Annotated in this window: 15 protein-coding genes; all 15 read left to right on the forward strand. The window is 62.4% G+C overall.

The annotated features are described in order from the left end of the window. Positions 1 to 2 precede the first annotated feature (2 nt). The 15 genes from fliH to flhB all read left to right on the forward strand — a co-directional run bounded on the left by fliH (position 3) and on the right by flhB (position 12,178). A complete protein-coding gene (fliH, locus tag AB4O16_RS24615) occupies positions 3 to 800 on the forward strand; it encodes a flagellar assembly protein FliH (RefSeq protein ID WP_460156055.1) in 798 nt (265 codons plus the stop codon). Continuing rightward, a complete protein-coding gene (gene fliI, locus AB4O16_RS24620; protein ID WP_046037767.1) occupies positions 790 to 2,148 on the forward strand; it encodes a flagellar protein export ATPase FliI in 1,359 nt (452 codons plus the stop codon). The genes fliH and fliI overlap by 11 nt, the downstream gene beginning before the upstream one ends. 6 nt (positions 2,149 to 2,154) lie before the next feature. Continuing rightward, positions 2,155 to 2,604 (forward strand): flagellar export protein FliJ, encoded by a 450-nt coding sequence (gene fliJ, locus AB4O16_RS24625; RefSeq protein WP_110659559.1) that lies wholly within the window; start codon positions 2,155 to 2,157, stop codon positions 2,602 to 2,604. Between the two features lie 136 nt (positions 2,605 to 2,740). Continuing rightward, positions 2,741 to 3,040, forward strand: coding sequence for an STAS domain-containing protein (locus AB4O16_RS24630; protein WP_150716501.1), 300 nt, complete (start codon positions 2,741 to 2,743; stop codon positions 3,038 to 3,040). Between the two features lie 5 nt (positions 3,041 to 3,045). Beyond that, the gene (locus AB4O16_RS24635) at positions 3,046 to 4,752 is read left to right on the forward strand and encodes an ATP-binding SpoIIE family protein phosphatase (RefSeq protein ID WP_460156056.1); all 1,707 of its coding nucleotides are present in this window, start codon (positions 3,046 to 3,048) and stop codon (positions 4,750 to 4,752) included. Between the two features lie 30 nt (positions 4,753 to 4,782). Further along, positions 4,783 to 5,133 (forward strand): Hpt domain-containing protein, encoded by a 351-nt coding sequence (locus AB4O16_RS24640; protein ID WP_460156057.1) that lies wholly within the window; start codon positions 4,783 to 4,785, stop codon positions 5,131 to 5,133. A 100-nt stretch (positions 5,134 to 5,233) separates the two neighbouring features. Continuing rightward, on the forward strand, positions 5,234 to 6,580 hold the full coding sequence (locus tag AB4O16_RS24645) for a flagellar hook-length control protein FliK (protein ID WP_460156058.1): 1,347 nt from the start codon (positions 5,234 to 5,236) through the stop codon (positions 6,578 to 6,580). 206 nt (positions 6,581 to 6,786) lie between these two features. Next, on the forward strand, positions 6,787 to 7,290 hold the full coding sequence (gene fliL, locus AB4O16_RS24650; protein ID WP_460156059.1) for a flagellar basal body-associated protein FliL: 504 nt from the start codon (positions 6,787 to 6,789) through the stop codon (positions 7,288 to 7,290). A gap of 9 nt (positions 7,291 to 7,299) precedes the next feature. Then, entirely contained in the window at positions 7,300 to 8,268 is a 969-nt protein-coding gene (fliM, locus tag AB4O16_RS24655) for a flagellar motor switch protein FliM (RefSeq protein ID WP_103394738.1), read from the forward strand. Between the two features lie 66 nt (positions 8,269 to 8,334). Further along, the gene (gene fliN / locus AB4O16_RS24660) at positions 8,335 to 8,781 is read left to right on the forward strand and encodes a flagellar motor switch protein FliN (protein ID WP_095944071.1); all 447 of its coding nucleotides are present in this window, start codon (positions 8,335 to 8,337) and stop codon (positions 8,779 to 8,781) included. Positions 8,782 to 8,811: 30 nt separating this feature from the next. Further along, positions 8,812 to 9,225, forward strand: coding sequence for a flagellar biosynthetic protein FliO (fliO, locus tag AB4O16_RS24665; protein ID WP_460158085.1), 414 nt, complete (start codon positions 8,812 to 8,814; stop codon positions 9,223 to 9,225). Further along, positions 9,225 to 9,983, forward strand: coding sequence for a flagellar type III secretion system pore protein FliP (gene fliP, locus AB4O16_RS24670; RefSeq protein WP_150716495.1), 759 nt, complete (start codon positions 9,225 to 9,227; stop codon positions 9,981 to 9,983). Before fliO ends, fliP begins: the two co-directional genes overlap by 1 nt. Further along, on the forward strand, positions 9,980 to 10,249 hold the full coding sequence (gene fliQ / locus AB4O16_RS24675; protein WP_015096238.1) for a flagellar biosynthesis protein FliQ: 270 nt from the start codon (positions 9,980 to 9,982) through the stop codon (positions 10,247 to 10,249). Before fliP ends, fliQ begins: the two co-directional genes overlap by 4 nt. A 3-nt stretch (positions 10,250 to 10,252) precedes the next feature. Beyond that, entirely contained in the window at positions 10,253 to 11,035 is a 783-nt protein-coding gene (gene fliR, locus AB4O16_RS24680) for a flagellar biosynthetic protein FliR (protein ID WP_150716493.1), read from the forward strand. Between the two features lie 3 nt (positions 11,036 to 11,038). Next, entirely contained in the window at positions 11,039 to 12,178 is a 1,140-nt protein-coding gene (gene flhB / locus AB4O16_RS24685; protein ID WP_160388254.1) for a flagellar biosynthesis protein FlhB, read from the forward strand. Positions 12,179 to 12,280: the final 102 nt, after the last annotated feature.

A 12,280-nucleotide genomic window follows, 5' to 3' on the forward strand; every position in this document is an offset into this window, starting at 1 on the left:
CCATGGTCAAGAATGATGATGCACCCACTGACCTGATCCGGGCCAGGGATGTCAGTGGCTTCGAGTCCTGGGCGCTGCCCAGCTTCGACCCGCCGGTACCCGAGCCGGAACCTGAGCCTGAACCCGAGCCGCCGGAAATGGAGGAAGTGCCGCTGGAGGAAGTCCAGCCACTGACCCTCGAAGAACTCGAAAGCATTCGCCAGGAAGCCTACAACGAAGGTTTCGCGGTGGGTGAGAAGGAAGGGTTCCACAGCACCACGCTCAAGGTCCGCCAGGAAGCCGAAGTGGTCCTGGCCGCCAAGATCGGGGCGCTGGAGCAATTGATGACGCACCTGTTCGAGCCCATCGCCGAGCAGGACACCCAGATCGAAAAGTCCCTGGTCGACCTGGTGCAACACATCACCGGGCAGGTGATCCAGCGCGAGCTGGCCATCGACTCGACGCAGATCGAACACGTCATGCGCGATGCCCTCAAGCTCCTGCCGTTGGGCGTGGGCAATGTGCGGCTGTACATCAATCCGCAGGACTTCGAGCAGGTCAAGGCCCTGCGCGAACGCCATGAAGAAACCTGGCGCATCGTCGAGGACGAAGCGTTGTTGCCTGGTGGTTGCCGGGTCGAGACAGAACACAGCCGCATTGACGCCACGGTCGAAACCCGCGTCGCGCGGGTGATGGACAAGCTGTTCGACCAGTTGCACGAGCAGGCCCTGCACCCGGCCGCGCCAGACCTGAGCCTGGACCTGCCGGTCGACAGCAAGCCTGCCGCCGCGCCAGAGCCGGATGCGCCCGATGCGCCTTGAGCGCACCAGCTTCGCCAAGCGCCTGGGCAGCTATGCCGAGGCCACTGAGCTTGCGGGCGCGCCGATCCTTGAAGGCCGCCTGCTGCGCATGGTCGGCCTGACCCTCGAAGCCGAAGGCCTGCGCGCCGCCATGGGCAGCCGCTGCATGGTGATCAACGACGACAGCTACCACCCGGTGCAGGTCGAAGCCGAGGTGATGGGTTTCTCCGGCAGCAAGGTTTTCCTGATGCCGGTCGGCAGTGTCGCCGGCATTGCGCCCGGTGCCCGCGTGGTGCCACTGGCCGATACCGGTCGCCTGCCCATGGGCATGAGCATGCTCGGGCGGGTTCTCGACGGTGCCGGTCGCGCGCTGGACGGCAAGGGCGGGATGAAAGCCGAAGACTGGGTGCCGATGGATGGCCCGACCATCAACCCGCTCAAGCGCGAACCGATCAGCGAACCGCTGGACGTGGGCATCCGTTGCATCAACGGCATGTTGACGGTCGGCCGTGGCCAGCGGCTCGGGCTGTTTGCCGGTACCGGTGTCGGTAAATCCGTGCTGTTGGGCATGATGACCCGCTTCACCGAAGCCGACATCATCGTCGTCGGGCTGATCGGTGAGCGGGGTCGTGAAGTTAAGGAGTTCATCGAGCACATCCTCGGTGAAGAAGGGCTCAAGCGCTCAGTGGTGGTGGCGTCCCCGGCGGACGATGCACCGTTGATGCGCTTGCGCGCGGCCATGTATTGCACGCGCATCGCCGAGTATTTCCGCGACAAGGGCAAGAACGTCCTGTTGCTGATGGATTCCCTCACGCGTTTCGCCCAGGCCCAGCGGGAGATCGCCCTGGCCATCGGCGAACCGCCGGCGACCAAGGGTTATCCGCCATCGGTGTTCGCCAAGCTGCCGAAACTGGTGGAGCGGGCCGGTAATGCGGAGAAGGGCGGTGGTTCAATCACCGCGTTCTACACCGTGTTGTCCGAAGGCGATGACCAGCAGGACCCGATTGCCGACTCGGCGCGGGGCGTGCTCGACGGACACATCGTGCTGTCCCGGCGTCTGGCCGAGGAAGGGCATTACCCGGCCATCGACATCGAGGCGTCCATCAGCCGGGTGATGCCGGCGGTGGTGTCGCCGGAACACATGGTTCGTGCGCAGTACTTCAAGCAATTGTGGTCGCGTTATCAACAGAGCCGCGACCTGATCAGCGTTGGCGCTTATGTCGCCGGCGGCGATCGCGAAACCGACCTGGCGATTTCCCTGCAACCGCAACTGGTCAAATACCTGCGCCAGGGCCTCAACGACAGCATCAGCCTGGGCGAAAGCGAAGCGTATCTCGCCTCGATCTTCGCGCCCGCGGCGGGCGGTTAAGCGCGCATGGCGCAGACTCGGGCAGGGCGGCTGGCGCCGGTGGTGGAAATGGCCGAAAAGGCCGAGAAAACCGCGGTCCAGCGCCTGGGGCACTTTCAAGGGCAGGTTCGCCTGGCGGAAAGCAAGCTTGCCGACCTCGAGGCCTTCCGCCTCGACTACCAGGAACAATGGATCGTACGCGGCAGCGGCGGCGTCTCGGGCCAATGGTTGCTGGGCTATCAGGGCTTCCTTGCGCAACTGGGCACGGCGATTGACCAGCAACGGCAAAGCCTGGCCTGGCATCAAAACAACCTGAACAAGGCCCGGGAAACCTGGCAGCAGGCCTTTGCCCGGGTCGAAGGCTTGCGCAAACTGGTGCAGCGCTATGCCGATGAAGCGCGGGCGCTCGAAGACCGGCGCGAACAGAAATTGCTGGATGAACTGTCCCAGCGCCTGCCGCGCGAGAATCCCTATTGAGTCAGGTCATGCGCGTTATCGTTCTTCGCGGGCAAGCCACGCTCCCACAGGTCGTGCAGTCTTCAGCCTTGCCGCAACCTGTAGCCGATGCTAAACCTTGTACAAGCAGGTTCCTCAATGACAAGGAAGCCATGACATGTCAGTCCTAACAGAAGTGTCCCAGGATGGGCAAAAGCTGACTATTTCGATCAAGGGCCGTTTCGATTTCGCCAAGCATCAGGAATTTCGCCAGTCCTACGAAGATAAACAGCTTTCGGCGGTTGTGGTCGACCTCAAAGAAGCCACTTACCTCGACAGTTCGGCCCTGGGCATGCTGCTTTTGCTGCGCGATCACGCCGGTGGCGACGACTCCGACATCCGCGTGGTCAACAGCAGTACCGACGTGCGCAAAATCCTCGCCATCTCCAACTTCGACAAGCTGTTCGACATCAGTTGATTGCCATGCAGCCCATGGAGCCGCTGACGATCCTGATTGCCGAGGACAGCGCCGCCGATCGCCTGCTGTTGTCCAGCATCCTGCGCCGCCAGGGGCATGAAGTGCTGACGGCGGCCAACGGTGCCGAGGCGGTCGAGGCGTTTGGCCGGCAACAACCGCACCTGGTGTTGATGGATGCAATGATGCCGGTCATGGACGGCTTCGAGGCGGCCCGGCAAATCAAGGCCCTGGCCGGGGAAACCCTGGTGCCGATCATCTTCCTCACCTCGTTGTCCGAAAGCGAGGCCCTGGCCCGTTGTCTGGAGGTCGGCGGTGACGACTTTCTGGCAAAACCCTATAACCAGGTGATTCTCGCGGCCAAGATCAAGGCGATGGATCGCTTGCGGCGCTTGCAGGACACCGTTCTGCAGCAGCGTGACCAGATCGCCCGGCATCACGAGTACCTGCTCAACGAGCAGCGCGTGGCCAAGGCCGTTTTCGACAAGGTGGCGCACTCCGGCTGCCTGAATGCCGCGCCGAACATCCGTTATCTGCAATCGCCCTATGCGCTGTTCAACGGCGACCTGTTGCTGGCCGCGTTCACGCCGGCCGGGGACATGCACGTACTGCTGGGCGATTTCACCGGTCACGGTCTGCCGGCGGCCGTGGGCGCCATGCCCCTGGCCGAAGTCTTTTACGGGATGACCGCCAAGGGCTATGGCCTGGCGGAAACCCTGCGTGAAATGAATGCCAAGCTCAAGCGCATCCTGCCGGTGGACATGTTTTGTTGCGCCACGTTGCTGTGCCTGAGTTTTCAGCGCCGTTCGGTGGAGGTCTGGAATGGCGGAATGCCGGACGGTTACCTGCATTGCATGGCCAGTGGCGAGCGAATCCCCTTGCCGGCGCGGCACCTGCCTCTGGGGGTGCTGAGCCCGGAATCCTTCGATGAGCGCACCGAAGTGTTTCCCATGGCGCTCGGGGACCGGGTGTTCCTCTTGTCCGATGGGGTGATCGACACCTGCGACGCCAATGAACAGTTGTTTGGCGTGCAACGATTGCAGCAGGTATTCGCCGCCAATCGTCAGGCGGATGCGCTGTTCGAAGAGATCGAGCAGGCGCTCCGCGATTTTGGCGGGGAAGCGCGCGACGATGTCAGCATGGTCGAAATCAGCCTGCTGGAGCCGGCGCAGATCACGCCGCCGGCATTGGTCTACTCCGACAGCGGCCAGTCGTGCCCGCTGGACTGGTCGGTGAGCTTCGAGTTTCGCGCGGCCACGCTCAAGCGGTTCAATCCGTTGCCATACCTGTTGCAGCTGCTGCTCGAGGTACATGGCCTTCGGGCTCAAAGCGGTGCGCTCTACAGTGTGCTGGCGGAGCTCTATTCCAATGCGCTGGAGCATGGCGTGCTGGGGCTGGACTCGAGCCTCAAGCGCAATGCCTCGGGATTCGCGCGGTATTATCAAGAGCGCAGTACCCGCCTCGGCGAGCTGCAGGAAGGCTATGTACGGGTACATTTGCAGGTGACGCCGACGGACGATGGCGGTTGCCTGACCATTCACGTCGAAGACAGCGGCAAGGGTTTCGATGTCGAGCGGGTGATGGCAAGACCTTTGGAAGACATCCGCCTGTCGGGACGCGGGGTCAGTCTGATCCGCCAGTTGGGGCGTAATGCCCGCTGGACCGACAATGGTCGAAGTGCACGCGTGGAGTTTATCTGGGAGGCTCTGGCATAATCCGCGCATTCTTGATCAAGGAGTGAGCAAGTGGACGAGACACATGTGGACCGCAACGTGCTGAGTGCATTGCAGGAAGTGATGGAGGAGAGTTATCCGGATCTGCTCGATATCTTTCTTGCGGACTCCGAAGAGCGCCTGAAAGTCCTGAGAACGGCTGACAGTGGCGACCGGCTCGTTGAAGCCGCCCACAGTTTCAAAGGCAGCAGCAGCAATATGGGTGCCGTCAGGCTGACCGAGCTGTGCCATCAACTTGAGCAGCAGGCCAGGACTCTGCCCGTCAACGACATTCAGGAACTGGTCCGCGAAATCGATCGCGAGTTTGCCTCTGTCCGGCCTCTGTACGAAGCCGAGCGACAGCGTTGCCCGGCAAAAATCTGAGCATGCCCTGCTTTTGGTCTCTATCGAGTGAAACTGGCTCGACCTTTGCAGTTATCTGACCCAACTGTACTTACGAGCCCTGTGCAGCGGAGACCGTTTCATGCCCGTTACCCCGAATATTCTGCTTCAGGCCTCCAGGCAGGCCCAGACTCAGGCCGCCTCCGCCAATCCTTCGGCGCCGGCCGCCGAGCCCGGGGACAAGGCCGCAAGCTTCGCTCGTGTCTACGCCAGTCAGGCTCAAAGCAAGCCCGATGCGGTGGCGGATGCCTCGGTCAAGCCAGGTCGCGACAAAACCTCGGACGTCGCCGCCAGGAAAGACGCAGGTGAAGACAAATCTGCCGCCGATGAGCCGGTGGTTGCCGATGGCGGCAAATCCTTGCCTGCCGACAAACCGGTGCAGGCTGACGACAAGAGCGCCGGCGATGATGGGTCAGATGCCGAACCGGCTCCGATCGTCGATGCCGCGCCGGTCGATCCGGCGCTGGATCCTGCGTTGCAGCCAACCACCCAGCCTGCGCCAGCAACGCCTGCCGTAGCCGATGCAGTGCAGCCAGCGGTTGAAGCCTCGCTTGCTGCGGCGGTCGCGCCTGCAAACGTTGCGGCGCCTACCGGCACTGACGGCGACTTCGACCCCGAGGCCGATCCGCTCGACGCCCTGCCGGCGTTACGCCTGGCGATGGAGCAGAGCGGGCACGTATCGGCTTCCAGCCAGGCGCAGCCAAAGGCAGCATCGACGCAGACACAAGCCCAGGCTGACGGTGAGCTGACGTCGGCGCAAAACTTTGCCGCCGGCATGGCGACCATGCTGGATGTCCAGGCGGACAAGGACAGCACTGCTCAGGGCGACGACAAGGCTTTCAGCGGCTTGATCGATGACGGCCTGAAGGACCTCAAGTCCGCCAGCAGCGACACCCGTGTCGATGATTTCGCCAACCGCCTGGCCGCGCTGACCCAGGCGGCCACGCCGAAGACCACCAATGCCTTGCCGGTGAACCAGCCGATCGCCATGCACCAGAACGGCTGGACCGAAGAGGTGGTGAACCGGGTCATGTACCTGTCCAGCGCCAACCTCAAGGCGGCGGACATCCAGTTGCAGCCCGCCGAGCTTGGACGCTTGGACATTCGGGTGAGCATGGTTCCCGATCAACAGACCCAGGTCACCTTCATGAGCGCGCATCCGGGCGTGCGTGAAGCGCTGGATGGCCAGGTTCATCGCTTGCGCGACATGTTCGCCCAGCAGGGTATGGGGCAGGTCGATGTCAACGTTTCGGACCAGTCCCGCGGTTCGCAAGACCAGGGGCAAAACCAACAGGCGCAAAGCGGTCGCAGCAATGCGAGCGGTGGCCGTCTCGACCCGGTCGGTGACGACGTTGCGCCAAGCGTCGCTGAAGTGGCCGCCAATACCACCAGCGTGATCGGCTCCAGTGTGGTCGATTACTACGCCTGACCAGAACACCCCCTCACCTGTAGGAGCTGGCTTGCCAGCGATGGCGGTCTGTCAGTGACATGGTTCTTGCTGACACAGCCGCTTCGCCAGCAAGCCGGCTCCTACAGATCGGCGCTGTCTCCAATACCTGCCAACCGTTCTGGCATAACACTTGCTCTTGCCTTGCCGTGCGACTGTGAAAACCCGATTAGTGACGGATTATTGGCATGGCGAAGAGCGACGCAGCAGTAAAAGAACCCGCAACCAAAGGCAAACTCAAGCTGATTGTCCTGATCGTGGTGGCCCTGCTGCTGGCGATCGGTGTCTCCGTGGGCGCGACCTGGTACTTCATGCACAGCGCCCAGGGCAAGCCTGCCGTCGCCGAGGAACAGGCCGCTCCGGTCGGTAAACAGCCAGCGATTTTCGAACCGATGGCACCGGCTTTCGTGGCCAACTTCAACCAGAACGGTCGCCAGCGCTACATGCAAGTGAGCATCACCATGCTCGCGCGCAACCAGGCGGACCTGGAGGCACTCAAGGTCCATATGCCGGTGATCCGCAACAACCTGGTCATGCTGTTCTCCGGGCAGGACTTCGCGACCCTCGCCTCGCCGGTCGGTCAGGAAATGCTGCGGCAGAAAGCCACCGCCAGCGTCCAGGAAGTGGCGCAGAAAGAGCTCGGCAAAGTGGTCATCGAACAGTTGCTTTTCACTAATTTCGTACTGCAGTAGGAACACGACATGGCCGTGCAGGACCTGCTGTCCCAGGATGAGATCGACGCGCTGTTGCATGGCGTCGACGATGGTCTGGTACAGACCGAAAACGCTGCCGAACCCGGCACCGTCAAAAGCTACGACCTGACCAGCCAGGATCGCATCGTGCGTGGACGCATGCCGACCCTGGAAATGATCAACGAGCGTTTCGCCCGCTACACCCGCATCAGCATGTTCAACATGCTGCGCCGCTCGGCGGACGTGGCGGTCGGTGGCGTGCAGGTGATGAAGTTCGGCGAATACGTGCACTCGCTGTACGTGCCGACCAGCCTCAACCTGGTCAAGATCAAACCGCTGCGCGGCACTGCGCTGTTCATCCTCGACGCCAAGCTGGTGTTCAAGCTGGTGGACAACTTCTTCGGCGGCGACGGCCGCCACGCCAAGATCGAAGGGCGTGAATTCACCCCGACCGAACTGCGTGTGGTGCGCATGGTGCTGGAGCAGGCGTTCGTCGACTTGAAAGAAGCCTGGCAGGCGATCATGGAAGTCAACTTCGAGTACATCAACTCGGAAGTGAACCCGGCCATGGCCAACATCGTCGGCCCGAGCGAAGCCATTGTGGTGTCGACCTTCCACATCGAACTCGATGGCGGTGGCGGCGACCTGCACGTGACCATGCCGTACTCGATGATCGAGCCGGTGCGCGAAATGCTCGACGCCGGCTTCCAGTCGGACCTCGACGACCAGGACGAGCGCTGGGTCAACGCCCTGCGCCAGGACGTGCTGGACGTCGATGTGCCGATCGGTGCGACCGTGGCCCGCCGGCAGTTGCGCCTGCGCGACATCCTGCACATGCAGCCGGGGGATGTGATCCCGGTCGACATGCCGGAAGAAATGATCATGCGCGCCAACGGCGTGCCGGCCTTCAAGGTCAAGATGGGCTCGCACAAGGGCAACCTGGCGTTGCAAGTGATCGAGCCGATCGAGCGCCGCTGACCGGCGCTCGTACCCGTTCGCAATTAACCGAATTCTGAATTTTTGCTCGCCGAGGACACCGACACTATGAGTACGCAAGACGATCAGGCTCTGGCCGATGAGTGGGCTGCGGCCCTGGAAGAAACCGGCGATGCCGGGCAGGCCGACATCGACGCCTTGCTGGCTGCCGATTCCGGCAACTCCGCGTCCAACCGCCTGCCGATGGAAGAGTTCGGCAGCGTGCCGAAAAACAACGATCCGGTGAGCCTCGAAGGCCCGAACCTGGACGTGATCCTTGATATCCCGGTGTCGATTTCCATGGAAGTGGGCAGCACCGACATCAACATCCGCAACCTGCTGCAACTCAACCAGGGTTCGGTGATCGAGCTCGATCGCCTGGCCGGCGAGCCGCTGGACGTGCTGGTCAACGGCACGCTCATCGCCCACGGCGAAGTGGTGGTGGTCAACGAGAAGTTTGGCATCCGCCTGACGGACGTGATCAGCCCGAGCGAACGCATCAAGAAGCTGCGCTGAGTGAAAAGGGTTCTCGGGTTTGTCCTGGCAATGCCGTTCAGCGTGCTGGCGGCTGAACCTGTCGCCACGGCGGCCACGGCTGCTGCGCCGGCGGTGAGCAGCGGGGTGGGCGGTCAGCTGACGCAACTGGTGTTCGGCTTGCTGCTGGTGCTGGGGCTGATCTTCCTCCTCGCCTGGTTGCTGCGCCGGGTCCAGCAGGCCGGTCCGGCGGGCAAGGGGCAGGTGATCGACATCGTCGGCTCCCGTGCGCTGGGGCCGCGTGACCGCCTGATGCTGGTGCAGGTCGGCAACGAGCAGATCCTGTTGGGCCTGAGCCCCGGCAGCATCACGGCGCTGCACGTCCTCAAGGAGCCGGTGCAAGTGCCGAGCGCCGAGAAGGCGACGCCGGAATTTGCCCAGCGCCTGCTGGAGATGCTGGGTAAAGATCACAAGGATAAGAAGTAATGGGTGCGCTACGCATCGTCTTGACGCTGGCCCTGATGCTGGCCGCGCCGTTGGCATTGGCCGCCGATCCGCTGTCGATCCCGGCCATCACCCTGGGCACCAATGCGCAGGGTGCGCAGGAATACTCGGTCAGCCTGCAGATCCTGCTGATCATGACCGCGCTGAGTTTCATCCCGGCGTTTGTCATGCTGATGACCAGCTTCACCCGGATCATCATTGTCTTCTCGATCCTTCGCCAGGCCCTGGGCCTGCAGCAGACACCGTCGAACCAGATCCTCACCGGCATGGCGCTGTTCCTGACCCTGTTCATCATGGCGCCGGTGTTCGACCGGGTGAACCAGGACGCCTTGCAGCCGTATCTGGCGGAAAAGCTCACGGCCCAGGACGCGGTGGCCAAGGCGCAGGTGCCGATCAAGGATTTCATGCTCGCCCAGACCCGCACCAGCGATCTGGAGCTGTTCATGCGCCTGTCCAAGCGCACTGACATCGCGACGCCGGATCAGGCGCCTTTGACCATCCTGGTGCCGGCCTTCGTGACCTCCGAGCTGAAAACCGCGTTCCAGATCGGTTTCATGATCTTCATTCCATTCCTGATCATCGACCTGGTCGTGGCCAGTGTGTTGATGGCCATGGGTATGATGATGCTCTCGCCGCTGATCATTTCCCTGCCGTTCAAGATCATGTTGTTCGTGCTGGTGGATGGCTGGGCGCTGATCATCGGTACGCTGGCGAGCAGCTTTGGAGGTGTGTCGCCATGACGCCGGAAGTTGCGGTCGATATTTTCCGTGAAGCGCTGTGGCTGACCACCATGATGGTGGCGGTGCTGGTGATTCCGAGTCTGCTGGTGGGCCTGCTGGTGGCGATGTTCCAGGCCGCCACCCAGATCAACGAACAGACCCTGAGCTTTTTGCCGCGCCTGCTGGTGATGCTGGTGACGCTGATCGTTGGCGGTCCATGGCTGGTGCAGACCTTCATGGAATATATCCTGCAGCTGTACGGCAGCATTCCCCAGGTCATCGGCTAAGCCATGTCACTGCTTGCGCTGACCGATACCCAGATCAGCACCTGGGTGGCGACATTCATGTTGCCGCTGTTTCGCGTCGGCTCCTTGCTGATGGTCATGCCGGTATTCGGCACGACCCTGCTGCCGCGGCGCATCCGCCTGTATTTCGCCCTGGCCATTACCGTGGTCATCGCGCCGGGCCTGCCACCGATGCCTCCGGTCAATCCGCTGGACTTGAGCGGGCTGCTGCTGATCGCCGAGCAAATCCTCATCGGCGCGGTGATGGGTTTTTCCCTGCAGCTGTTCTTCCAGGCCTTTGTGGTCGCCGGGCAGATCGTCGCGATCCAGATGGGCATGGGCTTCGCCTCGATGATCGACCCGGCCAACGGCGTATCGACGGCGGTGATCGGGCAATTCTTCACCATGCTGGTGACGCTGCTGTTCCTGTCCATGAACGGTCATCTGGTGGTGTTCGAGATCCTCACCGAGAGCTTCACCACGCTGCCGGTAGGCGGCGGCCTGATGGTCAATCACTACTGGGAGCTGGCCGGCAAGCTTGGCTGGGTGCTCGGTTCGGCGTTGTTGCTGGTGCTGCCGGCGATCACCGCGCTGCTGGTGGTCAACATCGCGTTTGGCGTCATGACCCGCGCGGCGCCGCAGTTGAACATTTTCTCGGTCGGCTTCCCGCTGATCCTGGTCCTGGGGCTGTTTATCGTCTGGGTCGGGCTGGCGGACATCCTCAATCAGTACCAACCGCTGGCCACCGAAGCCTTGCAGTTGTTGCGCGATATGGCACGGGCGAGCTGAGTCATGGCTGAGAGCGAAAGCGGTCAGGACAAAACAGAAGACCCCACGGAGAAGCGCAAGCAGGACTCCCGTGAAAAGGGTGAGGTAGCGCGCTCCAAGGAGCTCAACACCCTGGCGATCATGCTGGTCGGTGCCTCGGCGTTGTTGATTTTCGGCGGGGCCATGGCGCAGGACATGATGGAGCTGATGCGTCTCAACTTCTCGCTGCCGCGCGAAGTGATCCTGGATCAGCGCTCCATGGCCACCTACCTGATGCGTTCCGGGCAAATTGCCCTGTGGTCGATCCAGCCGGTGATGATCACCCTGGTGCTGGCCGCCATCATCGGTCCGATTTCCCTGGGCGGCTGGCTGTTCGCGGCGAGCTCCATGGCGCCCAAGTTCAGCCGCTTGAACCCCGGTCCCGGGCTCAAGCGCATGTTCTCGACCAAATCGCTGGTGGAGCTGATCAAGGCCCTGGCCAAATTCATCATCATCCTGTTCGTGGCGCTGGCGGTGTTGTCGTCGGACATCGACGACCTGCTGCGCATTGCCCATGAGCCCCTGGACATGGCAATCATCCATAGCCTGCAAGTGGTGGGCTGGAGCACCCTGTGGATGGCGTGCGGGTTGATCCTCATCGCCGTGGTGGACGTGCCGGTGCAACTCTGGGAAAGCCACAAGAAACTGCTGATGACCAAGCAGGAAGTGCGTGACGAGCACAAGGACCAGGATGGGCGGCCGGAGGTCAAGCAGCGGATTCGACAGCTGCAGCGCGAAATGTCCCAACGGCGGATGATGGCGGCGATTCCCGAGGCCGACGTGGTCATCACCAACCCGACGCACTACGCCGTGGCCCTCAAGTACGACCCGGAGAAGGGCAATGCGCCGGTGTTGCTGGCCAAGGGCAGCGACTTCCTGGCCCTGAAGATCCGCGAGATCGCGGCGGCCAACGAGATCCTGCTGCTGGAGTCGCCGGCGCTGGCGCGTTCGATCTACTACTCCACCGAACTGGAGCAGGAAATTCCCGGCGGGCTCTATCTGGCGGTTGCCCAGGTACTGGCTTACGTCTATCAGATCCGCCAGTACCGGGCGGGCAAGGGCAAACGGCCGGATCCGCTCAAGGATGACCTGCCGATTCCGCCGGATCTGCGCCGCGATTCCTGAGTTTTGCGCTGCTGCTGATGGCCCCTTCGCGGGCAAGCCCGCTCCCACAGGTTTGGCGATAACTTGTGGGAGCGTGGCTTGCCCGCGATGGCGTCAGCCCAG

The organism is Pseudomonas sp. S2_H10, assembly GCF_054668285.1.